Source organism: Thalassomonas sp. RHCl1, from assembly GCF_947387555.1.
GTDB lineage: Bacteria > Pseudomonadota > Gammaproteobacteria > Enterobacterales > Alteromonadaceae > Thalassomonas.
This window is the reverse complement of sequence record NZ_CANDNZ010000007.1, coordinates 13199-39070: the sequence shown is the minus strand read 5'-3', so window position 1 is coordinate 39070 and position 25872 is coordinate 13199. Positions and strand designations below refer to the sequence as shown.

Below are 25872 nucleotides of genomic sequence, written 5' to 3'. Positions count from 1 at the left end.
AAATTCAACCACAAAGGTGTTATTGCCATTGCCCGGACTCGAGCTGCAATAACAGCTGGGCGGTATACTGGGGCAGGTACTTGGCCTTAAGGCAAAGTAATAATTCATTGGTTGCCAAGACAAAATCACGGCTTTCAATTGCGGTAATCACCCGGTTAAAAGTCAAAAAGCACTCCAGCCCTAACAAATGGATAAGGTTGATCAGCGCCGCCAAACGCGCCGGATTACAGTGCTCAAGGTTGATATTTTCCCGGGTCTCGCCAAGCAAAGCATTTAAGTCATTTGCCAATAAAATTTCCGCTTCCTCGAGACGAATACCGACCCCATCAAGATCTCGTCCATAACCTATGCTGAGTTTGCCTGCCGGACAATATTCAGGATAAGACTTAAATCCCTTATGTCGTTTAATTTGTTGAATTAATTGATGCATAAAAAAAACCCGAGTGGTTATTAGCCATCGGGTTATTAAAAAAGTAGAAACCAAGTGTTAAGCAAACAGCTTATTTCGTTTGGAATTAACGAGCCATGATGCGTTGGTAAAACGCCTGCCACTTGGTGAAGAGTAGCTAAACTATAGCCATTTCAGCATAGAAAAACAGGGCAAATTTGCCCGGCGATTGTCTTGAAGGTAAAGATATTGAAAAATATGAGTTACTTGGAAAGAGATGAATAAAGGCGAGAATATCAAGGTTAATAAGGGAAATTGATATAAATCAACTTTACGGTTTGCAGTATATAGCAATCAGGACAGAATTCAATGTTCACCCTGCTATCGTTTATCATAAATCATAAGACTTATTGCAAAGAAAGCTTAGCATTAACCATAAGATGGCATTCACTAACTTATCTGTATCCGATAAAGGAAGTGCTTCGGATCTTGCTCTCCCCTGCCAGCCGCTAAAAACATCACAGGATAAACGTCCACATATAAAAAAAGCGCCGGTTGGCGCTTTTTTTCATGCTAAGGCAGAAATTACTTCTTACCAAGAGCACCAAAACGTTTGTTGAACTTGTCAACGCGACCACCGGTCTCAGCAGCTTTCTGCTTACCAGTGTAGAATGGGTGACATTCTGAACAAACATCTAAATGAATATCTTTACCGCGAGTAGAACCAGTTACGATAACGTTACCGCAAGAACAAGTTGCTTTGAACTCGGTGTAATTAGGGTGAATACCTTCTTTCATGGAAACCTCTGTTAAGGCCGTATCGCCACCTGATCTTTTGCCAGGTACCATACGAGTTAAAAATAATGGGGCCGAATGATAATGCATCAGGCCTTGAAGTTCAACATTAACTTAGCAATCTGGCAGGAAAAAATAACTTTTTCACCGATCTGCTGTTTGTGACTTGGCAGCAAGTCGTTCTGGGGTCAAAATAGCGCATCAATCACGTAAAGAAGTTTTATTGGTGTCGGTTCAATTTATCCAGGTTGCCATCCCTGTGCCCATGCGTCAGCTGTTCACTTACCAGTTACCGGAACAGTTCCAGTCTCCTGAAATTACCGCGGGAGAGCGGGTGATCGTGCCTTTTGGCCCCAGGCAGCTGGTGGCCATTGTCATGGCAACTCAGGCTGAGCCGGATATTGAAACCAGTAAAATCAAACCTGTCTTATCCCGGTTGACGGACAACTGTCATTTCAGCCCTTCGTTATTGCATTTTTTACGCATCTGCGCCGACTACTACCATCATCCCATCGGGGATGTTTTCCAGCAGGCGCTGCCGGTATTACTAAGGCAATTAAAACAACCGGATATCAGCGACCCTAAGCTTTGGTTTGCCTGTGATGATATCAGCGATGAAACCATTGCCGCTCTGAAGAAAAAAGCCCCGAAACAATACGATCTGTACCGGCTGATTGCCTCGCATCAGGGCCTGAGCTGGGTCGAGCTACGCACCCTTGGCTTTAGCAAGGCACAATTAAACGCCATCCAGGATAAAGCTTTTGTTAAAGAACAGGAGCAGCCGCCGTCGGTTTATCAATACCAGCCGCAGGTGCTGATCGAAGAAAACAAACACAAGCTGTCAACCGAGCAGGCGGTGATTGTCTCGGCCATCAACCAGTCCCTGGATAAGTTTTCCTGCCACCTGATTGACGGCGTCACCGGCAGCGGTAAAACCGAGGTTTACCTGCAGGTGATGGAGCAAGTGCTGGCCAATAACCAGCAAGTATTGGTACTGGTGCCGGAAATCGGCCTGACCCCGCAGACCCTGATCCGCTTTGAACAAAGGTTTAACGCCCCTATTTTTCTGCATCACTCCGGCTTAAACGACAGGGAACGCCTGGATACTTACCTGGCGGCACAGCAAGGCAATGCCGCTATCGTTATCGGCACCCGCTCCGCCATTTTCAGCCCGCTGCAGCGCCTGGGGCTGATCATAGTCGATGAAGAGCACGACAACTCGTTAAAACAACAGGACAGCTTTCGCTACCACGGCCGGGATATCGCGATATTAAGGGCCAGGCAGCTCAATATTCCCGTGGTACTGGGCAGCGCCACCCCCAGCCTGGAGTCCCTGCAAAATGCCCTGTCGGGAAGATATCATTATCACCAGCTATTACGCCGGGCCGGTAAAAGCACCAAGGCCAAGATAGAGCTGCTGGATGTGGCACAACAGCAAATGGAATACGGCTTATCCGGCACCTTAAAACATGCGATCAAGCAAACCCTGGCGCGCGGTGAGCAGGTCTTGATCTTTTTAAACCGCCGCGGTTTTGCCCCGGCGATCAATTGTCAGGAATGCCACTGGATAGCCCAGTGCCAGCGCTGCAATAAACCCTATACCCTGCACCAGGGCCAACAACTGCTGATTTGCCACCACTGCACCAGCCAAAAACGCGTGCCGCACCAGTGCCCAGGCTGCGGCAGTATCCGCATTGTGCCGATTGGCCAAGGCACAGAGCAGCTGCAGCAACGCATCAACGAACTTTTCCCGGAGCACAGCGTGGTACGCATCGACCGCGACAGCACCCGCCGAAAAGGGGAACTGGCGAAATTACTCAACGAGGTAAGCGATAAAAAACACCAACTGATGATAGGCACCCAGATGCTGGCCAAAGGCCACCACTTTCCCGATGTCACTCTGGTGGCGATTTTAGATGTCGACGGCGCCCTGTTCAGTTATGACTTTCGCGCCGCAGAGCAAATGGCGCAATTGTTAGTACAGGTTGCCGGACGCGCCGGACGGGAAAGTAAACCCGGCAAAGTATTAGTGCAAACCAGTTTTCCCGAACACCCGTTGTTACAGGATCTGGTGCATAACGGCTACCATCACTTTGCCCGCCAGGCGCTGATAGAGCGTAAACAAGCCTACCTGCCGCCTTTTAGTTTTCAGGCCCTGTTTCGCGCCGAGGCCAATTATCCCTCATACCCCGAGAAATTTCTGCGCGCCTTAAGCGACCTTGAGCTCGATGGCTGTGAATTTGCCGGCCCTATGCCGGCAGCCATGGAGAAAAAAGCCGGTAAATACCGCTTCCATTTAATTGTCCAGTCAAAATCCCGTAAGCTCCTGCATCAGGGAGTATATGCCTTAATCGCCGCCACCAGCGAAAATGAATGGCATAAAAAAGTGCGCTGGTCGGTGGATATAGACCCCCAGGATTTAAGCTGGTAGCAGCAAAGCTTGTTTGCCCGCCGTTACCGGTGTCTGGTTAAATTTCCATAAACGGGTAATAGCTAAAGATAATTTCAAACCTTAAGCGGATAAATTACTGTTATTTTCCCTTGACTCGGTTAGAATCAGGCTAAATTTTCGCAGTATATAATATTTTCATGGCTCATCAGGATTACGTTTCACGCCCCCGCGCAAACAATAAAAAAAATAATCCCTATAACCAGCAGGAAGCTGCCAGCGAGGGAATACCTTTAAAGGTTAAACTGATCAGTTTATTCACCGTGGCGGCTATTGCTATGTTCGGTTATTTTTTATGGTCGATAAAAGATAACCAACCGGCGCCGATCCATACCGGTACGCCGCAGTCACCGGCGAAAAAACCAAGCACCAAAAGCTTGCCCGCGCCTCCCAAGGAAAAGTGGAAATATATGGAAGAGCTGAAAAATAAAGAAGTGGAAGTGGGCGAATACGAAGTTAAAACCAGCGGCCCCTACCAGATGCAATGCGGCTCGTTTCGTACCCAAAAACAGGCGGAAGTGCTTAAAGCCAATATTGCTTTTACCGGCATAGAAGCGCAGATAAAGCAGGTGAAAGGCTCCAGCGGCATCTGGCATAAAGTGATCCTCGGACCTTATGAAAGAAAACGTTTGGCGGAAAAAGACAAGCACAAACTTAAAAACAATAATATCAACGGCTGCCAAATCTGGCTCTGGCGCTAAGCCTGCTATGCTCTTGGCTCCCCCGCAGCCAAGAGCAAAATAACAGCAGCGGATAGCGCCAAAACAGCGCCGCTAACCGCTTGCAGGAAAACCCGTTTACCACCCCCTATGTTTTTCCCTCAAAGAGAGTATCCGCTAAAATTTCAGCAAGTTTACGCCGCAAGGCCGTGAATTTACCGCTATTTATCGAGAATTACCTCCTGCCCCTTGAAAGATCTCTTCGCCAACCCAACTTAATCTACAATGATAAAATGCCGGCGATAAATCGTTGCCGGCCGGATAACTGGGATTAATTGTGACAACTATTGTTTCTGTAAGACGTAATGGCAAAGTCGTTATCGGTGGTGATGGCCAGGTTTCCCTGGGTAACACGGTAATGAAAGGCAATGCGAAAAAAGTGCGTCGTTTATACAATGATAAAGTACTGGCGGGTTTTGCCGGCGGTACCGCAGATGCGTTTACCCTTTTTGAACGCTTTGAAAGCAAGCTGGAAATGCATCAGGGACATTTAACCAAGGCAGCGGTTGAGCTGGCAAAAGACTGGCGCAGCGACCGGGCATTAAGAAAGCTCGAAGCTTTATTGGCGGTGGCCGATGAAACAGCCTCCCTGATCATCACAGGTAACGGCGATGTCGTGCAACCTGAGCATGATCTGATCGCCATCGGCAGCGGCGGCAACTTTGCCCAGGCTTCCGCCATGGCGCTGTTGGAAAACACCGAATTATCGGCAAAAGAAATCGTGGAAAAGTCCCTGAAAATCGCCGGTGATATTTGTGTCTTCACCAACCACCACTACACCATAGACGAGCTTTAATTAGCCAGCAGCAAGGAATTAATGATGTCGAACATGACTCCTCGTGAAATCGTTCACGAACTAGACAGCCACATAGTCGGACAAAGTGATGCCAAGCGTGCTGTGGCGATTGCCCTGAGAAACCGCTGGCGCCGGATGCAACTTAATGAAGAGTTGCGCGTTGAAGTAACCCCGAAAAATATCTTAATGATAGGCCCGACCGGTGTCGGTAAAACCGAAATCGCCCGTCGCCTGGCCAAGCTGGCCAATGCCCCTTTTATTAAGGTTGAAGCCACTAAATTTACCGAAGTCGGTTATGTCGGTAAGGAAGTGGAAACCATTATCCGCGATTTGGCGGATATGGCGATAAAAATGACCAAAGAGCAGGAAATGGCCCGGGTCAAACATTTAGCCGAAGAAGCGGCCGAAGAGCGCATCTTGGATGTGTTATTGCCTAACCCCCGCGACGGTTTCGGTAACGAAGAGCAAACGGACAATAGCGGTACCCGCCAGATTTTCCGGAAGAAACTGCGCGAAGGCCAGTTAGACGATAAAGAAATAGAACTTGATTTGGCGGCGCAGCCTGTGGGCGTAGAGATCATGGCCCCTCCGGGCATGGAAGATATGACCTCACAGCTGCAGAACATGTTCCAGAACATGTCCAGCGACAAAACCAACAAGCGCAAATTAAAAATCAAGGACGCCTTTAAAGCGCTGCAGGAAGAAGAAGCAGCAAAAATCGTCAATAACGATGATATCAAGCAAAAAGCATTGGAGTCGGTTGAGCAGAACGGCATCGTCTTTATCGATGAAATCGATAAAATCTGTAAACGCGGCGACACTTCCGGCCCGGATGTTTCCCGTGAAGGGGTACAGCGGGATCTGCTGCCCCTGGTTGAAGGTTCAACCGTCAGCACCAAACACGGCATGGTAAAAACCGATCATATCCTGTTTATTGCCTCGGGTGCTTTCCAGATGGCTAAGCCGTCAGACCTGATCCCTGAGCTACAGGGGCGTCTGCCGATCCGGGTTGAACTTCAGGCATTAACGACAGAAGATTTTGTCCGTATCCTGACCGAGCCCAATGCCTCATTAACCGAACAATATATTGCGTTAATGGCCACCGAAGGAGTAAAAATGGAGTTCAGTGATGACGGTATCGCCGCTATTGCCGAAGCTGCCTGGCAGGTAAATGAAAGCACGGAAAACATCGGCGCCCGTCGCCTGCATACCATGCTTGAGCGCCTGGTGGAAGATATTTCCTTCAACGCCAACGACAGAGCCGGTGAAACCATAGTCATTGATGAAAGCTATGTGAAAGAAACCCTGACCGAGCTGGTTAAGGATGAAGACTTAAGCCGCTTTATTTTATAACCGCTTGATAACAGCCTGAGTGAACAGAGATGAAAATTACCCGTTTTACCCTGGCCGCTGATACGGCAACCCTGACCCTGGATTTTATCGAACGTAATGACCGGGAGCAGCAATATCAGCTGAGTTTTGAGTATTTACGGGTCTTTTCTCCGGTAAAAAGTGCACCGGCAAAAGGCAAACAAGCTCAAGGGACAGACCCCAGCCAGGCTTCCGGTTGGGAGATCCCCTTAATCGCCCATAAAAAACAGGTGTTGTTACTGAAGATAGAAGCGGTAGGCAAACACGGCTACCGCTTTATTTTTGATGATCAGCATCAGGCGATTTATTCTGAGGCTTACCTGCTGGGCTTATGCCGCCAGCAGCAAGTGTTATGGCCTGAATACCTCAACGCCATGAAAAGTAATAAGTTAACCCGGGAAGCGAATATCAGCATCACCCAGCTTTAATACTTATCTCCTTACTCAAGCAATCCTCACCGTTCAACGCCTGATATGGGTTGTTTACAGCCAAGGCCATAAACAACCAACATCAGCTTCATTGCCAACTAAACCTTAAAGCGGCTGACTTCATTATGCAGCACATCCGCCTGCTGGGAGAGTTCTTCACTCATCTGGGCATTTTGCTGTGCCGACGAGCCCGATTGCTCTGCCACATCTCTGATGGAAACCACATGCTGGTTCACTTCCGAAGCCACGGCGCTTTGCTCTTTGATGGCGGTGGCAATGGCGGTATTCATCTCCATAATGGTAGAAACATCCTGATTGATTTCTTCCAGCATAGTACCGGCAATGCTTGCCTGCTCGGCGCTGCTTTCCCCCTGACTGCGGCAGCTGGCCATATGCTCGACAATTTCCTTAGTACGCCCCTGCAATGAGCTGATAATACCTTCGATTTCCTGGGTAGAATCCTGGGTACGGCTGGCTAAAGTTCGAACTTCATCGGCAACCACAGCAAAACCACGCCCCTGCTCTCCGGCCCGGGCCGCTTCGATCGCCGCATTCAGCGCCAGCAGGTTGGTCTGTTCGGCGATACCGCGGATCACATCCAGCACTGAGCCTATGGTATCGCTGTCTTTGGCTAACTCATTGACAACACTTTCCGACTCCAGCAGTTTTTCCGATAACAGCTCGATCTGATTGATGGTTTTATCCACCCCCTGCTTGCCCTGGTCGGCATTTTGATTGGTCATTTCCGCTTTATTGGCGGCTTCATGGGTATTGCTGGCAATCTCATCCACCGTCGCCACCATTTCCGTAACCGCAGTGGCCACCATATCCGTTTCCTGGATCTGCGCTTCGACACCGACATTGGAAACACTGATATTCTCCGCCAGGCTTTGGGTCGCACCATTTAGGGTGCTCACGGAATGATTCACTTCAACGATCAAACTTCTGAAACTGGTGATCATGCTATTAAAGACTTTCGCCATATCCGCCAGCTCATCTTTGCCGGACTCTTTTACCACCACAGTCAGATCATTGGTTTTTGCCACCACTTCCATAGTGCTTTTCATCTCGGAAATAGCGGAAATAATGCTTCGGGTCAGCACCACGGCAAAACCAACCGCAATGAGTAACACAATAATCGCAATACTGTAAGAGGTAAGGTTTATCCAGCTCTTATGCTCTTCAACCAACTCATTATTTTTTTTCAACAAACTGGCCATCACTTTATCCACCTGATGCACAGTGCTGCGCATTTCCTTGAGGATACCGTTGGCGGAAGAATAGCCTAAATGTTTCTGCTCCTGCACTAAATCAAGAAAAGCCCCCTGATAACTGGCCAGCAAATTATTAATTTGCCCTTTCTTGCTTGAGGCCAGCTCACTGTTGTCCACATCCGTCTGCAAAAGCGCTAAGTTCTTGGCAAACCTATCGACATATTTATCATCCAGGCGCAGCATAAAGTCTTTTTCATTACGTCTTAACTGCAGCATGCCGGCCCTTAGCTGGTAATCGCTGGTACCGATTAACTCTTCGACATCATGCACCGCTCCTCTCAGCTGGCCATAAAGAGCGTCTTTAGGGTGCAGACCGATTTTTTGCTGAGATGCCACCAGCGCGTTAAAATGCCCCTGGTATTCTTGCAGTATTTTTCGCAAGGTATCAATTTCCGCAATATCAACCCCGGCTTCGAGCAAATCGGCGTCCAGAATGTTGACATCCTTTTTCAAGTCTTTCATTTGCTTAGCAAACTTATCTTGATATTTCAGATCTTTACGGGCGATAAAATCTTTTTCATGCCGTCGTAGCTGCAACACTTCGGTTTCAACATTGGCAACTTCACGGGCAATTTTCAGATCATCTCCTAAAGACGATACCGAATAATTAATAATGACCAGCATTGACAACATAGCCACTACCAGCACCAGGGTATTCGCAATAAGTTTATGCTTAATTAACATACAACAACATCCAATCAATTCAATACAAATAATTCACTACATCAAGCCTAAATTTAGACTAGGATGCTCTCAGCTATTGCCAGGTTTCCCACTTCCCTGCTTCTTCGCATATCCTTATTTTCCTTACAAGTGTAGTCGTTCTCTCACAAAATCAGGTGATTTTTTCTCCTATTATTTACAGTTATCGTCTTTTCAGGTATTGGACAAACTCATCTTCAGGCAGGGGTTTTTTGATAAAATATCCCTGAACCGCATCACAGCCGATATGGCGCAATAAATTAAGCTGTTCTACCGTTTCCACTCCTTCTGCCAGTACCCGTTTGCCCAGGCCATGGGACAGCTCCACCATAGACTTAACTATGGTTAAATCAGAATCATTTGACGCCACCTCCGTGATAAAACTTCTATCTATTTTTATCTTATCTATCGGCAACTTACGCAAGTATACCAGGGATGAATAGCCAGTACCAAAATCATCAATCGAAACCTTGATCCCCATACTTTGCAAGGTGACGATAGTGCCCATGGCACTGTTAATATCTGTCATGACCATATTTTCGGTAATTTCCAGCTCCAGGAAACTCGACGGTACATTATGCTCAAACAATAGCGCCTGGATCTTATCCACCAGCTCAGGATCCTGGAACTCAACCGCGGTAATATTCACCGCAATCACAATCCGCCGATGATAACGTTCATACCATTCCCCTATGGTCTGACAGGCTTTGTTTAAGACATAACCATCCAGTTCGCTGTTTAATCCCAATTTTTCAATATCCGGCAAAAACTTATCCGGCGTGAGCAGACCTTTTTCCGGATGCTGCCAGCGTACCAGCGCCTCAACCCCTTCAAGGCGGTTGGTCAACAGGTTCAGTTGCGGCTGAAAATAAAGCACAAACTCATCCGCCGCCAGGGCATTGCGTATTTCCTTTTCCATCAGCAGGTAATATCGCCCCTGTGACTGCATGCTTTCATCAAATTCAACACTCGGTTTGTTATGGCTTTCCGCCTCAAACAACGCCATATTGGCGTTTTGCAGTAACTCTTCGGCATTCTCACCATGCTCGGGAAAGAAACAATAACCGATACTGCAGCTGATGCTGATTTCATGATCCTGGTAACGGTATGGCCGGGAGATCAATTCATGCAGATGATCCAGCGCCATATCAAGCATGTGGGCGCGCTGAATGTCGAGCACAAAAACAAAAGAATCACCGCTAAGACGCCCCACCACTTGCGGCAGTAAAATACTGTTATTCAGCCGTTTGGCAATTTCCCCGAGCAGATAATCTCCCGCCTTGAGGCCGTAGGTATCATTGATAAATTTAAAGTGTTTGATATCGAGCAGAAAAATACACAGCTTATTATTTTTCTCTAACGCCATGGTCATGGCCAGGGGCAGTTTTTCGATCACCTGCTCACGGTTTAGCACCCCGGTAAGGGAGTCATGTTTGCCTAAATACTGAATTTGGCTCATGGCCACCAGGGCGGCATTGCGCTCCGCCCCCTGCATCCAGATCAACATAGTAAAACCTAAAATGCTGTTGGCGCCAAAATCGATAAACACCATCATAGTGCTTAATTCCCCGAACCAGTCTTCGGTGATGGCAATGATGGAAGCGAAAGAAAACAACAGATAACGGGCCCCCATCAAAAACAGCAACCACATCAAGATCTTGCTGGAAAAGTGCTGCTTGGGAGAAAATAACAGGTAAAAACTGGCGCCGAGTAAGCTACAGCCAAATACAAAAGTTTGCAGGCTGACCCTTAAATAAAAACGATTAAAAACATCATGTTGCTCAAAAGCATATAAAAGTGTCGCCAATCCCCCCAGCAGCAGGGCCAAGCTGGCAGCCCAGAACAATTCTTTGCCTGCCAGGCTTCTTTGAGTTTTTGCGCAATAAAGACCAAACAGCAATAATACCAGGTGCAGATAGCGGAAAACTTGCTCAAAAACCTCTAAGACAACTGAAATGATATGGGTTTGCGGCAGCGCATAATAATAGTTTTGCAGGGAGATTGCGACTGAGCTTACCGACAAGGCAAGCAAACTCAGCATCCATAATTTGACATATTGACGACCTAACCCCTGATAATAAATCCAGAGAAAAAATGCCAATAAAGCAAAAACAAATGCTTCTATTGCAAACAGCAAGGCCTGGGCTAACAGGTGTTCTTCCATAACAACAATTTCTTTATTAAAATGATCATGGATGCTGACATTAGATAGTGTTTTCTCTGCAAATACAAGTCATTAACAACTTGAGTTAAGCAGCAAAATGATTTATTGACAATACCTTATCACCAATCAACAAAATAACTGTAGACAGAATTTTATTTAAGCTACTCAGGCGTATTTCTGTTGTACCTTAGCCACAGCAGGTTATACTGGGTGTAAAATTCACTTATCTTATTGAAAATTTGAAGAGAACTGCCATGGAATATAATACTTCTGAGTTATGTAACGTCTACGCTGATCTGATCGACGTTGTTGAACCTATTTTCAGTAATTATGGCGGCAGAAACTCATTCGGCGGCAAGGTAGTCACCGTTAAGTGCTTTGAAAACAATGGCCTTATCATGCAACTGCTTGACTCGGACGGTGAAGGCAAGGTACTGGTGATTGACGGCGGCGGCTCCACCCGTTGCGCGCTGATCGATATTGAAGTGGCCCGCCTGGCGGAAAAAAATGGCTGGGAAGGCATCATCTGCTATGGCAGCGTGCGCGATGTCGATGCCATCGAAGAAGTGGATATAGGCATTCAGGGACTGGTTTCCATTCCGGTAGGCGCTCCCGACCAGATGACGGGTGAAAGCGATTTGGCCGTTAATTTTGCCGGCGTAACGATTCTCCCTGACGACCATGTCTATGTGGATAATACCGGTGTTGTCTTGTCACCGGAACCTCTGGATCTCGAATAACTTTCACAACCGGTAACAAATAACCGCAGGCTCTCAGCGGCAATTTCCCCAGGTGCTTGACAGATAAACCTAGCTCTAAAGACCTGAGCCTTAACTTCTACCCTCTTGCGCCTGCGGGTACTGGCTGTACCAACGCTTAAGCCAGATGGCCAGTTCATCCGGCACCACACCGCGGTGAATCACCTTCCCCTGGGCGACTTCTCCACCCATGGCAACAAACATTTTTTCAACCTCCGGTGTTGCTATTCCTATGCCTATCATAGGTAAGCCCATGCTCCTGGTGAGATTAATCAACGCATTGATGATCGCCTTATCCGCACGGTTTTCTTCCTGCCCGTCCAGGCGGGAGCAATCTATTTTGACCTGGTTAACCGCCATTTTTCGCAAATAGCGCAATGACTCATAACTGCCGGAGAATTGATCAATCGCAATACCTATGTCCAGTACCTTGAGTTGATCGATAATCGCCTTGGTCCGGGTCGAGGCAGATAACATCACCTCTTCGGTTAATTCTATCACCAGATACTTAGTTTCAATAGCAAAGATACCGCTTTGCAATTCGATAAAATCAACCAACTCACTTTCCAGTAAATCTTTACTGGGAATATTAAGGGATAACGGCCGGTAGATATCCAGCTGCTGCAGTTGAGCCAGCACACGAAACGCCTGCAGGATCATATTCTTCATCAGCAAATGGATTTCACCGCTTTGTTCGGCAATATCGATAAACTCATGCAGATCCTGGGCAACTTCAGTTTCACAGTACCAGTGCACCATCAACTCAAAACCTTTAATGCTTTTATCGCCTAAGGCGATTTGCGGCTGTAAATACCAGCGCAGGTTTTCTTCCATTAAATCTTGTTTTAAACGTTCCATTTTCAATAGCTGCTGCTCGGTATACAAGGTGGTGCTGTTATCAAAATAACTCAAGCTTTGCTGATGTTGCTCGGCATCGAGCAAGGCATCCCCGGCAAAGGCAACCAGCTCGGCGGCACCGGCTTCATGCCCCTGGGCAAAAGCAACCCCAAATGCCAGCTCAAAGTTTAGGGAGAAGCTTTTAAAACTCATGGCATCGGGCACGGCATCGGAAAGTTGCTGGCATAAATCCTTGATAAGGATTTTTTCAGGATGAGCGCTATGAGCCAACTCAACCACAACCAAAAAGTTTAATCCCTGCAGCCGCGCCAGCCGTATTGGCTGGTGGCTGGCATCGAAGTTTACCAGCGCGGTATTTTCCACGACTTTCTGCTGTATGCAGTAAGCCAGCTGCAATAACAGCAGATCAGAATTATGATGTCCCAGCACCGAATTAACCTGCTGAAAATTGACCGGTTTAAAAACAATGGCGGCAAAGCGCTGATTGCCTCCCTGCTTAAGTACCCGCTCGAACTGTTTCAGCGCTTGCTGATAGGAAGGCAAATTAGTGGCCGGATCATGGGTATAGGAAAACAGCTCTTCGCTTGAAATTTTGGTGCCGTCGCTCTTTTCTTCCCGCCCCTCTTTGAGCAAACCCGTTAATACCAGGGAAGTATTCAGCAGTACCAGGGTGAAACTGATCAGGATACTGGCCAGCAGCCAGGACAAGGGCAACATAGCAGTGAGCCATAGATAAAGCAACACCACAAAAGCACAGGTAAGCAGCCACTGCGGGACAAAAAGGGCAAAAAATCGCTTAGTACTGGCCTGGCCGGCTGCGGCTAAACCGGCTAACGATGCCGATAATACTTGTATCAAGCCGCCGATAAACAACCAGCCATAAACAGACCAGGCTAACGGCAAGGTAAACAAGACCGCACAATAGCCAAGGTCGGCACATGCCACCAGGATAACACAGAACTTAGCAAAGCTTTTTGCTTCGCTATCCCCCGGTGGAAACGCTTGTTTACCGCCGATGAAAAAAATCAGGTTGATCAGCACCGCAGAAACCAGCAGCACCAGGTAGAGTTGATCGGGCTCGCTGTCGAAGTGGATAACGAGATAGAGTAACGCCAGGGTATTGGCCAATAACAACCCAGGATAATACCATTTGCCCAAGCCCAGCTCTTTATTGGCAAATAAAAAAAACATCACCGCCAGGGCAAGCCCGGCAATAAAACCTGCGCCACCAAGAAATAAAACCAGGGGATCGGGGTAAACACTTGCTGTCGCCTGAGCGGGGAAAGCCAAAGCAAGCAGGCAATACACCAGGATTGCTTTAGAAAAAATCAGGCCTTTGCGCGGGTGAGACATAATCAGATCTTAGCGTTACTGCAAATGGAACAGGTAACGCTAAGCCTAATCAATCACTTAATAATTGTACAGACCTTAAGCAGGCAAAAGCTAGCCGATAACTTTAACACCTGCTCTTACCAGGGCCGTTAACGGGTTAACACCAAACTGGTAACTCAGCTCTGCCGGCTGGCTGATATTCCAAAGGGCAAAGTCGGCATCATAGCCAGGAGCCAGCTGGCCTTTTGTATCCGCAAGCCCCAGGGCTTTGGCGCCAAAACAGGTCACCCCTGCCAAAGCTTCTGCCGGGGTTAACCTGAACAGGGTGCAGGCCATATGCAGCATCAACTGGATGGAATTTATCGGCGAAGAGCCCGGGTTGGCGTCGCTGGCAATCGCCATCGCCACCTTGTGTTTACGTAACAGCTCAATCGGGGGGAGCTGGGTTTCCCGCAGGAAATAAAAAGCCCCCGGCAGCAATACCGCCGTCATATCGGCTTTTGCCATTGCCTTAACCCCGGCTTCGGATAAAAATTCCAGATGATCCGAAGATAACGCCTGATAATCGGCCGCCAGCTCTGTGCCCCCCAGGTCCGAGAGTTGTTCTGCATGCACCTTCACCGGCAGCTGGTGTTTTTTCGCACTCTCGAACACCCGCCGGGTTTGCTCCAGGCTAAAACCTATGCTTTCACAAAAAACATCTACCGCATCCGCCAGTTTATCTTTGGCGATTTGCGGCATCATTTGCTCGCACACCAGCTCGATATAATCATCCGCTCTGCCCTTATATTCCACTGGTAGGGCATGGGCACCGAGGAAAGTGCGCCTGACCGTTACCGGCAATGCCTGTGCCAGCAAACCGGCTACTTTCAGCATTTTTATTTCGTTTTCGGCATCCAGACCATAACCGGATTTAATTTCAACCGTGGTTACCCCCTGCTGATGCAAGGCGGTTAACCTGGGCAGGGCCGAGGCAAACAGCTCCTGCTCACTCGCTTTTCGGGTAGCAGCCACGGTGGAAACGATACCGCCGCCGGCATTGGCGATTTCTTCATAGCTGGCTCCCTGCAGGCGCATCTCAAACTCATTGGCACGGTTGCCGCCATAAACCAGGTGGGTATGGCAATCGATCAGCCCCGGGGTCAGCCATTGCCCCTGCCCGTCGATAACCTCAACCTGCGTCGGGTCATATTCGGGCAGCTCAGCCTGCGCCCCAACCCAGGCAATTTTCCCCTCGCTTACCGCCAGCGCACCCTGCTCTATAATGCCGTAACCTGCGCCGCCTTCTGTCATGGTGGCCAGATTGATATTGACCCAGAGGGTTTGCCATTGTTGTGTTTCTATCGTCATAAAATTCTCCCCTGCCAGCGGCAAATCATTCCCCTGAACTATAGTAAATAAACCCGGTTTACTGCCGACAGCAAACGCTGAAGATAACTGTCATTGCTCACCGGATTTGCAGCCCGGTTAACCTGGGCCGCCATCTGATGCCAATGTACTTGAATGCAATTAAACAAGCAAGCTTGTATATACAACTAAAATATGAGATTGTATATACAAGCTAAACTGCAAAATGAGATCTCGTACCCGATGACAACGCCGAAATTCACCATAATCAAGCAACATATTTGCGACATGATCGAATCCGGTCTGTGGTGCGAGCATTCCAAGGTGCCTTCGGAAAACGAACTGGCTGAGCAGTTTACCGTCAGCCGCATGACCGCCCGCCGGGCACTGCAGGAACTGACCGAGCAGGGGCTGTTGGTGAGATCCCAGGGGGCCGGTACTTTTGTCGCCACCTTTAAATCCCAGTCATCCCTGTTGGAAATCAAGAATATTGCCGACGAAATCCAGGTCAGGGGACATAAGCATCACGCACAGCAAAAGCAACTTAAAGCCGTGCCCGTCAGTGAGGAAATGGCTATCCTGCTGGCGGTAAAGCCCGATGAAACCGTGTTTTACTCCGAAGTGCTGCATTTTGAAGATGATCAGCCGATCCAGCTTGAGCAACGTTTTGTCAATGCCCGCCTGGTGCCTGATTATTTGCTGCAGGATTTCACTGTGATCACCCCCCATGAATACCTGTCGGTGGAAGCGCCGCTCACCGAAGCCACCCATGAAGTGGAAGCCGTGCTCGCCGACCAGAAAACCTGTGCCCTGCTCGCCATCGAGCAGACACAACCCTGTTTACAGGTAAAACGACGTACCTGGTCCAGCCAGGGTGTCGTCAGCCTGGCCATTTTAACTTCACCGGGCCATAAATACCGCCTGGGAAGCCATTTAACTTTTTAAGATCAGAACTTGAGGAGCAGATCATGACAACAAGTAATGAGACAGAAAATAACCGCTTAGATACCAGCCGTAATATTCGCGCCGCCCGCGGCAGTGAAATCACCGCAAAAAGCTGGTTAACCGAAGCAGCCAAGCGCATGCTGATGAACAACCTTGACGCTGAAGTGGCCGAACACCCACAATCCCTGGTGGTTTACGGCGGCATCGGCCGCGCCGCCCGCGACTGGCAGTGTTATGACAAGATAGTAGAAACCCTGGATCGCCTGGAAGACGATGAAACCCTGATGGTACAGTCAGGCAAGCCGGTTGGCGTATTTAAAACCCATGCCGATGCTCCCCGGGTATTGATCGCCAACTCTAACCTGGTACCGCACTGGGGGAACTGGGAACACTTCAACGAGCTGGATAAAAAAGGCCTGATGATGTACGGCCAGATGACTGCCGGCTCTTGGATCTACATAGGCTCACAAGGTATTGTTCAGGGCACCTACGAAACCTTTGCCGCCATGGCCAAGCAGCACTTCGGCGGTAACGCCAAAGGCAAATGGGTACTGACCGGCGGCTTAGGCGGCATGGGCGGTGCTCAACCTCTGGCAGCGACTATGGCAGGTTTCTCCGCCTTAGTGGTGGAATGTGATGAAACCCGTATCGACTTCAGGTTAAACACCCGTTACGTCGATGCCAAAGCCACAGATTTAGACCAGGCATTAGCCCTGATTGATGAAGCTCACGCCAAAGGTGAAGCCATCTCGGTCGGTCTGTTAGGCAATGCCGCCGATGTTTTCCCTGAGCTGGTAAAACGTGGTATCACTCCGGACGTAGTAACCGACCAGACTTCTGCCCATGACCCGTTAAACGGTTACCTGCCTAAAGGCTGGACCATGGAATACGCCGCCGAAATGCGTCAAAAAGACGAAGCCGCGGTAGTGAAAGCCGCCAAACAGTCGATGGCTATCCAGGTACAAGCCATGCTCGACCTGCAGGCCGCCGGCGCTGCGACTACAGATTACGGTAACAATATCCGCCAGATGGCACTGGAAGAGGGCGTAAAAAATGCCTTTGATTTCCCGGGCTTTGTTCCTGCCTATATCCGTCCGCTGTTCTGTGAAGGCGTAGGACCTTTCCGCTGGGTTGCCTTATCCGGCGATCCGGAAGATATCTACAAAACAGATGCCAAAGTAAAAGAATTGATCCCGGACAATCCTCAGTTGCACAACTGGCTGGATATGGCCAAAGAGCGCATCGAATTCCAGGGCTTACCGGCACGTATTTGCTGGGTCGGCTTAAAAGATCGCGCCCGTCTGGCACTGGCCTTTAATGAAATGGTTAGAAACGGCGAATTAACGGCGCCGGTAGTTATCGGTCGTGACCACCTGGATTCAGGCTCGGTTGCCTCTCCTAACCGTGAAACAGAAAGCATGATGGACGGCTCAGACGCAGTTTCTGACTGGCCGCTGCTCAACGCCTTATTATCTACTTCAGGTGGTGCCACTTGGGTCAGCCTGCACCATGGTGGTGGCGTAGGTATGGGCTTTAGCCAACATGCCGGTGTAGTTATTGTTGCCGACGGCACAGAAGCCGCCGATAAACGCCTTGGCCGGGTACTGTGGAACGATCCGGCAACCGGCGTAATGCGCCATGCCGATGCCGGTTACGATATCGCCATTAACTGCGCCAAAGAGCAGGGACTGGATCTGCCGATGATCGACGGCGCCAACGGTAAAAAAGGAGCCTAAGATGACTGAACAAGTACTTAACGAACTCAACATAGTCCCGGGCCAGCTGACTTTGGCCCAGTTGCGTGCCGTCAACAGTTATGATGGTATCCTGTATTCTTTGGATGAGAGCGCCTTTGACGCCATCAACAAAAGCGCGGAAGCGGTACAGCAAGTGATCCGCGACGGCAAGGTGGTTTACGGCATCAATACCGGTTTTGGTCTTTTGGCCAGCACCCGTATCAAAGAAGAAGAGCTGGAATTATTACAGCGCTCTATCGTGCTTTCCCACTCTGCCGGCTTCGGCGAATATATGGAAGATGCCACGGTACGCTTGATGATGGTGTTGAAAATCAACTCCCTCGCCCGTGGTTTCTCCGGTATCCGTTTATCCGTGATCCAGGCACTAATCCAGCTGCTTAATGCCGAAGTTTACCCTTGCGTGCCGAAAAAAGGTTCGGTCGGGGCATCCGGCGATTTAGCGCCATTATCCCATATGGTACTGCCGTTATTGGGTGAAGGTGAAATGTCTTACCAGGACGAAGTGATTCCCGCCAAAGAAGGTTTACGCATCGCCGGACTTGAGCCTATCACATTAGCCGCCAAAGAAGGCCTGGCGTTATTAAACGGCACCCAGGCTTCAACGGCTTTTGCTTTAGAAGGCTTGTTCCTGGCAGAAGATCTTTATGCCGCAGGCGTGACTATCGGCGCTATGTCGGTAGAAGCCGCCATGGGCAGCCGGGCACCGTTTGACGATCGCGTACACCAAATCCGCGGACAACAAGGTCAAATCGATGCTGCCCGCGCTTACCGTGAAATGCTCGGCGACAGCTCTGAAATCGGCCAGTCCCATTTCGAATGTGAAAAAGTCCAGGATCCTTATTCCCTGCGCTGCCAGCCCCAGGTGATGGGTGCCTGTTTAACGCAAATTCGCCAGGCCGCCGAAGTCTTACATGTCGAAGCCAATGGCGTGACCGATAACCCGTTAGTGTTCGCCAACGAAGGGGACTTTATTTCTGCCGGTAACTTCCACGCAGAACCGGTAGCCATGGCGGCAGATAACCTGGCGCTGGCCATTGCCGAAATCGGCTCCTTATCCGAGCGCCGCATGGCCTTATTGATCGATGCCAACCTGAGCAAACTACCGCCATTTTTAGTAGAAAACGGCGGGGTCAATTCCGGCTTTATGATCGCCCAGGTGACCTCGGCGGCACTGGCGTCGGAAAACAAAACCCTGGCCCATCCCGCCTCGGTTGACAGTCTTCCGACTTCCGCCAACCAGGAAGACCATGTTTCCATGGCCGCCTTTGCCGGACGTCGTCTGGTAGATATGGCAGAAAATACCAATGGCGTATTGGCGGTAGAATTACTGGCGGCGGCACAAGGCCTTGATTTCAGGGCGCCGCTTAAAGGTTCAACTAAGGTAGAAATCGCCAAAGGCCTGCTGCGCACCCATGTTGCCTACTACGACAAAGATCGCTATTTTGCTCCGGATATAGTCGAAGCCTCAGGCATTATCGGCGACGGCCAGTTTAATCACCTGATGCCGGAAAACCTGTTGCCGAGTTTTTAAGCTTTTTTACAGCATAAGCACTTGCTATTGCCAAAATTGAGCTATAGTTAACAGGTACTAACTAAAAGCTGGTTGACGTTTTATACGTTGGCTGGCTTTTTTAATATCCGCTCTCCCAGTTTTTCGGCCTTTCGCTGTTTATCTCCCTCTACCGCTGCAAGCCTTGCTTTTACTGGCATGTCATAATGATGACGTTATAATGACGTAAGGGATTTCTCGTCTTTTTATACCGCCTCAGGCATCTTTTGTCCCGAAACAGCAAATCACTTTTTTGGAGTCTACCCTTGCAACAACGTCCGACAAATTTATCACCCGAGCGCATTAAGTACCTGCGTCACGACAACGGCTGGTCACAGGAACTTTTGGCCAAGGCATCCGGCTTAAGCCTGCGCACCATTCAACGGGCGGAAAAAGAAGGCAACAGCTCGCTGGAGACCCAGCAGGCCATTGCCGCGGCACTCAATGTCAAGCAGGAAGAGTTATATGCGGTTTCACCAACCCCGAATGTCAATTGGAAAAGGACAAATATGATGCAAAGTTTTATTGCCCTGCTGGTGGTGGCCGGCGCGATTTTAATGTTATTTATCTTGGGAGGAGAGCTGAAAAACTTCAGCGATTTCTATGGCGGCTTATTTTTGGCTCTCTTTATGTACGCCTGTACCGCCGTCGCTTTTGGCCCGCACGGCCTAATGAAGTCTATCCGCGGGTTAAGGTATTTATTTGCCAGTGAAATCAGCCCCGGCCCCGCCAGTGACTATTTATCGCTGATATTTAAAAAGCAAATCACCTTTCTTTACGGCGGCGCCCTGATCGCTTTAGTGACAGGCTCGGTTGCTATTCATAGCCATTATGACGAGATGGATAATAACACCAGCCTGCATACCGCTTATGCCGTTAACCTGCTGGTACTCTTGTACGGCGCCATCATTGCCGAAGCCATTCTCCGGCCATTAGCCATCAAGCTGGAAAGCCGTAAATTAAAATAACGAGCAAACAGTTAACCTCTCCCGGATAAGCATTTCCACCGACAAGTTTGACATAATATGTCAAACTTGTTACCTTCTATTTACACTTGTTGTTAACAAGTCGTTGAGCCTTTATAGCCACACCACTTAACTCGCGTTAATGTACCTAACCCAAGAATAAGGAGTTAACCATGGAGTTGATACTATCATTTCAAGCCTGGCTGATACTGGCCGCAATACTTGCCTGCCTCGAATTTATTGTGCCGGGCGGCATCTTATTTAACTTAGGCCTGGCCTCATTAATTGTCGCTTTGGGGGTTAAGTTTCAACTACTCGATACCTGGCCGATGACCCTGACTGCCTGGTTTATTATCGCCTGTGTACTACTGTTTGTGATGTATTTCGTTACCGAGCGTTTTTTCAGTGACACTAAACGCATAGACAATACCTTTGAAGAGGTGGACAGCTACGGCAAGGAAGTGACAGTCGTTGAAAAAATCGGCCCCGGCACTCACCCGGGACGGGTGGAATTTCAGGGCACCACCTGGAAGGCGTTAAGCGACGGTTCGGAAATCGCCGCCGGCAGCCGGGTCACTATCATCTGTAAAGACAATATCTCCCTGATTGTCGAGCCCCTCAAATAACTGAAGCTGTTATACAGCTCACCCTATAAAAATAATCTGACATTCACTTTGAAACCAAGGGCGCAAGCCCACAGGAGACAAACTATGCTAGCAAGCTTTACCTTTATTTTTCTCGGCCTGCTTTTTATCCTGCTGAAATTAGTGCTGATCGTGCCGATGCGCGAAGTCTGCGTGATTGAGCGTTTAGGCAAGTTTCGCGCGGTATTGCAGCCGGGATTACATTTTCTTATTCCCTTTATCGACCGGGTCGCCTACCGCCATGAAATTCGCGAGCAGGTATTGGATATTCCGGCACAAAGCTGTATCTCCCGGGATAACATTCAAATCGATGTCGACGGCTTGGTTTATATCCAGGTAATGGACGGCGCCAAAGCCAGTTACGGTATCGAAGACTACCGCCGGGCAAGTGTTAACCTGGCGCAAACCACCATGCGCTCGGAAGTGGGTAAATTAAAATTGAGCCAGACCTTTTCCGAGCGCGATGCCCTAAATGAAACTATCGTCCGGGAAATCGACAAAGCCTCGGATCCCTGGGGTATCAAGGTCTTAAGATACGAAGTGAAAAACATCACCCCATCGGAGAATGTGATTCACACCCTGGAAAAGCAAATGGAAGCCGAGCGACAAAAACGCGCGGAAATCACCCTGGCGCAGGCGGAGAAGGAGTCCACCATCAACCTGTCAGAAGGTGAACGCCAGGAGGCGATTAATTTATCCGAAGGGGATAAACAAAAACAAATCAATGAAGCCAATGGTCGCGCCAAAGAAATCGGCATACTGGCGGAAGCAACCGCCCAGGGCATCCATATGATTGCTGCTGCGGCAGAGCAGCCGGGAGGAGATCAGGCGATAAAAATGCGTCTGATGGAGCAATTTATCCAGCAAGCCGGCGCTATTCTCAACACCGCCGATGTTTCTGTGGTGCCCGCCGAGTTAGCCAAGGTTGAAGGCTTTTTTGCCGGCATGGGTGAAGTAACCAATACAATGCAGGGGACAAAATAATGGATCTGAGCAATATCAACAACATGGAACTGATTATGTTAGCCATCTGGGGCGTACTGTTTTTATACCTGGCGGTAAAGTTTTTCCAGGCCATTTGCCTGGTACCGACCCAGTCCGCTTATATTGTTGAGCGCCTGGGTAAATACCGCTGCACGTTGGAGGCGGGCTTTCACCTGTTACTGCCCTTCGTCGATAAGGTCGCTTTTATCCAGGACTTAAAAGAAGAAACCATAGACGTACCGCCGCAGGAATGTTTTTCCAAGGATGAAGTCAATGTCGAAGTGGACGGTGTTATCTATATCCAGGTAGTGGACTCGGTCAAAGCCAGCTACGGCATTACCGATTATCGCTTTGCCGCCATGCAGCTGGCGCAAACCACCACAAGGTCAGTGATCGGCACCCTGGACCTTGACCGTACCTTTGAAGAGCGGGATATCATCAGTGCCAAAGTAGTCGATGTACTGGACAAAGCCGGTGAGAGCTGGGGCATTAGGGTGCACAGGTATGAAATCAAGAATATCACCCCGCCGCTGACGGTAAAAAATGCCATGGAATTACAGGTCAATGCCGAACGCGAGCGTAAGGCAATATTGGCGAAAAGCCTGGGAGATAAGGCCAGTCGCATTAACCGCTCAGAGGGTTTAAAAACTGAAATGATCAACATTTCCGAAGGTGAAATGCAAAGACGCATCAACTCTGCCGAGGGTAAAGCCGAAGAAATCCTGGCAATCGCCCGTGCCACCGGGGATTCCATTGCCAAGGTTGCCAATGCCATCAGCCAGCCAGGCGGCAAACAGGCGCTGGAAATGCAGTTAAGCGAGCAATACCTGCAGCAGATGAAAGGCTTAAGTCAGGAAAACCGCAAAGTGATCTTGCCCGCCAACCTGCTGGACTTTAACCAGTGGCTGGGCACCTTAGGCATCAAAACCAAAGGTTAACGCCAGGGGGAAAATCCATTCCCGTTTGAAAGTAGACGGGAAATTCCTTTTAAATGCTCAGGGCTTATCAACCTTCCTTGCCTTGTTAAAAGCAGGCAGCCGTTGCTGCAGCTTCACCAAGGCCAGGTAAAGGGCAAAAGTCAACAGGACAATAAACAGGTGGGTGAAAATGGTCTGATAACGGCTGTTTTCCTGCCATAAAATCACCAGGCCCCGGTGATTGATAAACATCAGATCCAACAGGGTAATATGCCCCCAGATCACCAGCACAAATAACATGGCTTTCTTTTTCATGGTATTAACTTTCATGGCATCAATTTTCACTATTCTTCATCCACAGCACTAAATCATCATATCGATATTGATAAGACAACTCACGCCGTCCTTTGTCCCCGTTTATTACTTTACCGGTTATTCCTCTATCCTGCTCGTTAAATGCAGGCTCAGGCAAAGCTAAGGTAAGGGCCGCTTGTTGATAAAACTGCTGCCGGCTCACCCTGGTATTGGCCACACCGTTATAAATCCCCTGTGCCTGCTTTTGTTTTAACAGGCAGCAAATTAATCCCAGGGCATCGGCTTGATGGATCAAATTTACTGCCGCATCCGGGTTAGCAAGATTTTTTTTACCTGCAAGAAAGCGCCCTGGATGCCTGGCGGGACCAATTAAACCGGTCAGGCGTATCACCGCAGATAAGCCGTTAAAATTAAGCACACTTTGCTCCGCCTGTGCCACAATTGCCACTTTATTCGCACTGAGATCCAGTTCGCTTTGTTCAGAAACGTCCCCTTCAAGGCCGTTATAAACCGAGCTGGTGCTGAGCAGGATAATTTTTTCCACGTCATTTTTTTCTGCTGCGGTCACCAGTTGGGCAATTTTTTCAGGATAATCAACCCTGCCTTTTTTCAGCTGCGGTGTAATACAGATCACCAGTTGCCGACAGGAGAAAATATCATGTTCACTCAGTAATGAAAGCGCCTGCGGTAATTGCAATACCCGGCTATTGATGCCGGCCTGGTTAAGCTCAGCGGCTTTTTCTTCCCGGGTAGTGGTTGCCATCACCGGGATATTTTCTTTGATCAACTGCTTGGCCAGGGCCTTGCCCAACCAGCCGCAACCTATGATCCCTACGCTGTTAGCCGCATTATCAACTGCTAGTTCTGACAAGGAGCCTCCATCAATTGAATAGTTAATTTTGCCAAAATACTGGCCGGCCAGTATATCAGAACATGGCCGGATAATGGCAGCAGAGTCATCATAAACCTTTGGCTTGCGACAAGCTCTTTATCTGCTTAACGACCTTTTTGGCAATAGCATTAGGTACCGGAATGGATAAATTGTATTGGGCAATTTTCCAGCCCCCTTGAGTTTTTACCAGCACGCCACTGCCCCGGCATAATCCATAATGTTCATTGCTGAGCAGTTCATCAAAAAAAGCCATGTCATTGCCACTTTGGCTGATATGACGCTGTTGCGGCCGGTATAACCAGCCTTTGCCCTTGCTAAAGTACGGTTCTACAAACTCGCTAAAAGCCTGCTTGTCCCAGCGCTCGCTGGCATCTGTGCCCAGAAAAACGGCATCTTTTGTCATTAATCCCAGATAGGTTTGCATATCGGCATTGGCCGCCGCCTGATGGAAATTATCTAACACCCGGGCAATATCCTCATTGGCATGGCTTAAACTTGCGGTGAAAAAAGTAACCAGCAAAAATAAAATTTTCATCTCCAATATTTCCTTTTGTTGAACATAAGCTGAGTTTACGTTGAGCTTAAGCCGATTTAGGCAAGACCACATAACTGCCGGTGAAACTGGCGGCGGCTCTATCGCCGCTGGCAACCCGAACTTCAACGTGAAAGCGGGCACGTTTGCCCTGACGCAAGGGGGAAACTTCCCCGGACGCCATTTGCGTTGAGGTTTTCGCATATGCCGGCCCTTTTATCGGCGCCAGGTAGCGAATATTGCCTTCAGCCAGCACTATATCCCCGTCAAGCCCCTGCTCACGTAACTGCATATAGACATAACCCCATCCCGTTAAGGTCGCCAGGGTATAGATGCTGCCGGCGAACATGGTATGGTGCAAATTCTTATTAAAGTCGGGATCGCAATGGGTGATCATTTCCTGCCCGTCATAAAAACACACCCGGATATCCATCGCCCGGCTCATGGGGATCGTTTGATGCCAGGTGCTTTGCAATTCGTCCGCTAAAGAAAATTGATGGCCACTGTGAGCCTCCAGGCTTTTAACCATTTTGTCATGCCTGATGCTATCAAAAAGCCAGTGAGAAAAGCCCTGGTTTTGGTATCCCAGCCGAGTATAAAAAGGCACGGCATTTTCCCTGGCATTAAGGCTTATTTCTGTGATCCCCAGTTTGCGCGCCTCCTGCTCCAGAGCCTGGATGATTAACTTGCCCAGCCCTTTTCCTTGTTGACCCTCAGCCACCGCCATAAAGCGGATCTCGGCGCTAAATTGCCCGCTTCGATGCAACCGCCCGACGGCAACCACATTATTTTCTTCGTCGAGACACATACGATGAATCGCCTGCTGCTCAAACTCATCTTTTTCACTGCCCGGTGCTTGCTGCCAGGGTTTTCTCAACATTTGCCAACGCAAAAGATAATAAGCCTGAAACTCTTCTTCGCTTTGTGGTGTAGTACACACTTTCATTGTCTATGCTTTATCCTATATGTTCTTATCAGCTTGTTATTATTC

General features: G+C 48.9%; 23 protein-coding genes. 13 read left to right on the top strand and 10 right to left on the bottom strand.

Annotated features, from left to right (window positions below; all coding sequences use genetic code 11):
• Positions 1-19: 19 nt before the first annotated feature.
• Both QL234_RS19210 and rpmE read right to left on the bottom strand, forming a co-directional pair.
• Positions 20-430, bottom strand: coding sequence for a glycoside hydrolase (locus tag QL234_RS19210; RefSeq protein ID WP_281559402.1), 411 nt, complete (start codon positions 428-430; stop codon positions 20-22).
• Positions 431-973: 543 nt separating this feature from the next.
• Positions 974-1186, bottom strand: a complete 213-nt coding sequence (gene rpmE / locus QL234_RS19205; RefSeq protein WP_044836089.1) for a 50S ribosomal protein L31 — start codon at positions 1184-1186, stop codon at positions 974-976.
• 223 nt (positions 1187-1409) lie between these two features.
• Here rpmE and priA point away from each other — a divergent pair, with 223 nt between their 5' ends.
• The 5 genes from priA (at position 1410) to QL234_RS19180 (ending at position 6946) form a co-directional block, all read left to right on the top strand.
• Positions 1410-3614, top strand: coding sequence for a primosomal protein N' (priA, locus tag QL234_RS19200; RefSeq protein WP_281559401.1), 2205 nt, complete (start codon positions 1410-1412; stop codon positions 3612-3614).
• 158 nt (positions 3615-3772) lie between these two features.
• Entirely contained in the window at positions 3773-4333 is a 561-nt protein-coding gene (locus QL234_RS19195) for an SPOR domain-containing protein (protein ID WP_044836088.1), read from the top strand.
• Between the two features lie 295 nt (positions 4334-4628).
• On the top strand, positions 4629-5147 hold the full coding sequence (hslV, locus tag QL234_RS19190) for an ATP-dependent protease subunit HslV (RefSeq protein ID WP_044836145.1): 519 nt from the start codon (positions 4629-4631) through the stop codon (positions 5145-5147).
• Positions 5148-5171: 24 nt separating this feature from the next.
• Entirely contained in the window at positions 5172-6500 is a 1329-nt protein-coding gene (hslU, locus tag QL234_RS19185) for an HslU--HslV peptidase ATPase subunit (RefSeq protein ID WP_281559670.1), read from the top strand.
• Positions 6501-6529: 29 nt separating this feature from the next.
• Entirely contained in the window at positions 6530-6946 is a 417-nt protein-coding gene (locus QL234_RS19180) for a gamma-butyrobetaine hydroxylase-like domain-containing protein (RefSeq protein WP_281559400.1), read from the top strand.
• Between the two features lie 98 nt (positions 6947-7044).
• On the opposite strand, the gene QL234_RS19175 is transcribed toward QL234_RS19180, so the two are convergent.
• Together QL234_RS19175 and QL234_RS19170 are read right to left on the bottom strand one after the other, a co-directional pair.
• Positions 7045-8904: a methyl-accepting chemotaxis protein gene (locus tag QL234_RS19175; RefSeq protein WP_281559399.1), complete on the bottom strand. Its 1860-nt coding sequence runs from the start codon at positions 8902-8904 to the stop codon at positions 7045-7047.
• A 181-nt stretch (positions 8905-9085) separates the two neighbouring features.
• Positions 9086-11086, bottom strand: a complete 2001-nt coding sequence (locus QL234_RS19170) for a GGDEF domain-containing phosphodiesterase (protein WP_281559398.1) — start codon at positions 11084-11086, stop codon at positions 9086-9088.
• A gap of 254 nt (positions 11087-11340) precedes the next feature.
• Between QL234_RS19170 and rraA the strand changes: the two genes are divergently transcribed.
• Positions 11341-11826 (top strand): ribonuclease E activity regulator RraA, encoded by a 486-nt coding sequence (gene rraA, locus QL234_RS19165; protein WP_281559397.1) that lies wholly within the window; start codon positions 11341-11343, stop codon positions 11824-11826.
• A 90-nt stretch (positions 11827-11916) separates the two neighbouring features.
• Here the strand turns inward: rraA and QL234_RS19160 are convergent, their stop codons facing one another.
• Together QL234_RS19160 and hutI are read right to left on the bottom strand one after the other, a co-directional pair.
• Entirely contained in the window at positions 11917-14055 is a 2139-nt protein-coding gene (locus QL234_RS19160; RefSeq protein ID WP_281559396.1) for a GGDEF domain-containing phosphodiesterase, read from the bottom strand.
• A 90-nt stretch (positions 14056-14145) separates the two neighbouring features.
• Positions 14146-15384 carry an imidazolonepropionase gene (hutI, locus tag QL234_RS19155; protein ID WP_281559395.1) on the bottom strand — a complete coding sequence of 413 codons (1239 nt, stop codon included), beginning with the start codon at positions 15382-15384 and terminating at the stop codon, positions 14146-14148.
• Positions 15385-15624: 240 nt separating this feature from the next.
• Between hutI and hutC the strand changes: the two genes are divergently transcribed.
• The 7 genes from hutC to QL234_RS19120 all read left to right on the top strand — a co-directional run bounded on the left by hutC (position 15625) and on the right by QL234_RS19120 (position 23163).
• On the top strand, positions 15625-16326 hold the full coding sequence (gene hutC / locus QL234_RS19150) for a histidine utilization repressor (protein WP_281559669.1): 702 nt from the start codon (positions 15625-15627) through the stop codon (positions 16324-16326).
• Between the two features lie 23 nt (positions 16327-16349).
• Entirely contained in the window at positions 16350-18062 is a 1713-nt protein-coding gene (gene hutU, locus QL234_RS19145) for a urocanate hydratase (protein WP_281559394.1), read from the top strand.
• A 1-nt stretch (position 18063) separates the two neighbouring features.
• Positions 18064-19614: a histidine ammonia-lyase gene (hutH, locus tag QL234_RS19140; RefSeq protein WP_281559393.1), complete on the top strand. Its 1551-nt coding sequence runs from the start codon at positions 18064-18066 to the stop codon at positions 19612-19614.
• 284 nt (positions 19615-19898) lie between these two features.
• The gene (locus tag QL234_RS19135; protein ID WP_281559392.1) at positions 19899-20600 is read left to right on the top strand and encodes a helix-turn-helix domain-containing protein; all 702 of its coding nucleotides are present in this window, start codon (positions 19899-19901) and stop codon (positions 20598-20600) included.
• Between the two features lie 170 nt (positions 20601-20770).
• Positions 20771-21223 carry an NfeD family protein gene (locus QL234_RS19130; protein ID WP_281559391.1) on the top strand — a complete coding sequence of 151 codons (453 nt, stop codon included), beginning with the start codon at positions 20771-20773 and terminating at the stop codon, positions 21221-21223.
• A gap of 84 nt (positions 21224-21307) precedes the next feature.
• Positions 21308-22225, top strand: coding sequence for a stomatin-like protein (locus QL234_RS19125; RefSeq protein ID WP_281559390.1), 918 nt, complete (start codon positions 21308-21310; stop codon positions 22223-22225).
• Positions 22225-23163 carry a stomatin-like protein gene (locus tag QL234_RS19120; RefSeq protein WP_281559389.1) on the top strand — a complete coding sequence of 313 codons (939 nt, stop codon included), beginning with the start codon at positions 22225-22227 and terminating at the stop codon, positions 23161-23163. The genes QL234_RS19125 and QL234_RS19120 overlap by 1 nt, the downstream gene beginning before the upstream one ends.
• Positions 23164-23220: 57 nt before the next feature.
• On the opposite strand, the gene QL234_RS19115 is transcribed toward QL234_RS19120, so the two are convergent.
• The 4 genes from QL234_RS19115 to QL234_RS19100 all read right to left on the bottom strand — a co-directional run bounded on the left by QL234_RS19115 (position 23221) and on the right by QL234_RS19100 (position 25827).
• Entirely contained in the window at positions 23221-23487 is a 267-nt protein-coding gene (locus tag QL234_RS19115) for a hypothetical protein (protein ID WP_281559388.1), read from the bottom strand.
• Positions 23477-24328 (bottom strand): NAD(P)H-binding protein, encoded by an 852-nt coding sequence (locus QL234_RS19110; RefSeq protein WP_281559387.1) that lies wholly within the window; start codon positions 24326-24328, stop codon positions 23477-23479. Before QL234_RS19110 ends, QL234_RS19115 begins: the two co-directional genes overlap by 11 nt.
• A gap of 88 nt (positions 24329-24416) precedes the next feature.
• A complete protein-coding gene (locus QL234_RS19105) occupies positions 24417-24884 on the bottom strand; it encodes a nuclear transport factor 2 family protein (protein WP_281559386.1) in 468 nt (155 codons plus the stop codon).
• A 46-nt stretch (positions 24885-24930) separates the two neighbouring features.
• Complete coding sequence (locus tag QL234_RS19100) at positions 24931-25827, bottom strand: bifunctional GNAT family N-acetyltransferase/hotdog fold thioesterase (RefSeq protein WP_281559385.1); 897 nt, start codon at positions 25825-25827, stop codon at positions 24931-24933.
• Between the last annotated feature and the right edge of the window lie 45 nt (positions 25828-25872).

Bases quoted from the DNA above. Each gene is read 5' to 3' on its own strand.
- QL234_RS19210 (WP_281559402.1), bottom strand. From the start codon at position 430: ATGCATCAATTAATTCAACAAATTAAACGACATAAGGGATTTAAGTCT.
- rpmE (WP_044836089.1), bottom strand. From the start codon at position 1,186: ATGAAAGAAGGTATTCACCCTAATTACACCGAGTTCAAAGCAACTTGT.
- QL234_RS19195 (WP_044836088.1), top strand. From the start codon at position 3,773: ATGGCTCATCAGGATTACGTTTCACGCCCCCGCGCAAACAATAAAAAA.
- hslU (WP_281559670.1), top strand. From the start codon at position 5,172: ATGTCGAACATGACTCCTCGTGAAATCGTTCACGAACTAGACAGCCAC.
- QL234_RS19180 (WP_281559400.1), top strand. From the start codon at position 6,530: ATGAAAATTACCCGTTTTACCCTGGCCGCTGATACGGCAACCCTGACC.
- QL234_RS19175 (WP_281559399.1), bottom strand. From the start codon at position 8,904: ATGTTAATTAAGCATAAACTTATTGCGAATACCCTGGTGCTGGTAGTG.
- QL234_RS19170 (WP_281559398.1), bottom strand. From the start codon at position 11,086: ATGGAAGAACACCTGTTAGCCCAGGCCTTGCTGTTTGCAATAGAAGCA.
- rraA (WP_281559397.1), top strand. From the start codon at position 11,341: ATGGAATATAATACTTCTGAGTTATGTAACGTCTACGCTGATCTGATC.
- QL234_RS19160 (WP_281559396.1), bottom strand. From the start codon at position 14,055: ATGTCTCACCCGCGCAAAGGCCTGATTTTTTCTAAAGCAATCCTGGTG.
- hutI (WP_281559395.1), bottom strand. From the start codon at position 15,384: ATGACGATAGAAACACAACAATGGCAAACCCTCTGGGTCAATATCAAT.
- hutC (WP_281559669.1), top strand. From the start codon at position 15,625: ATGACAACGCCGAAATTCACCATAATCAAGCAACATATTTGCGACATG.
- hutU (WP_281559394.1), top strand. From the start codon at position 16,350: ATGACAACAAGTAATGAGACAGAAAATAACCGCTTAGATACCAGCCGT.
- hutH (WP_281559393.1), top strand. From the start codon at position 18,064: ATGACTGAACAAGTACTTAACGAACTCAACATAGTCCCGGGCCAGCTG.
- QL234_RS19130 (WP_281559391.1), top strand. From the start codon at position 20,771: ATGGAGTTGATACTATCATTTCAAGCCTGGCTGATACTGGCCGCAATA.
- QL234_RS19125 (WP_281559390.1), top strand. From the start codon at position 21,308: ATGCTAGCAAGCTTTACCTTTATTTTTCTCGGCCTGCTTTTTATCCTG.
- QL234_RS19120 (WP_281559389.1), top strand. From the start codon at position 22,225: ATGGATCTGAGCAATATCAACAACATGGAACTGATTATGTTAGCCATC.
- QL234_RS19105 (WP_281559386.1), bottom strand. From the start codon at position 24,884: ATGAAAATTTTATTTTTGCTGGTTACTTTTTTCACCGCAAGTTTAAGC.
- QL234_RS19100 (WP_281559385.1), bottom strand. From the start codon at position 25,827: ATGAAAGTGTGTACTACACCACAAAGCGAAGAAGAGTTTCAGGCTTAT.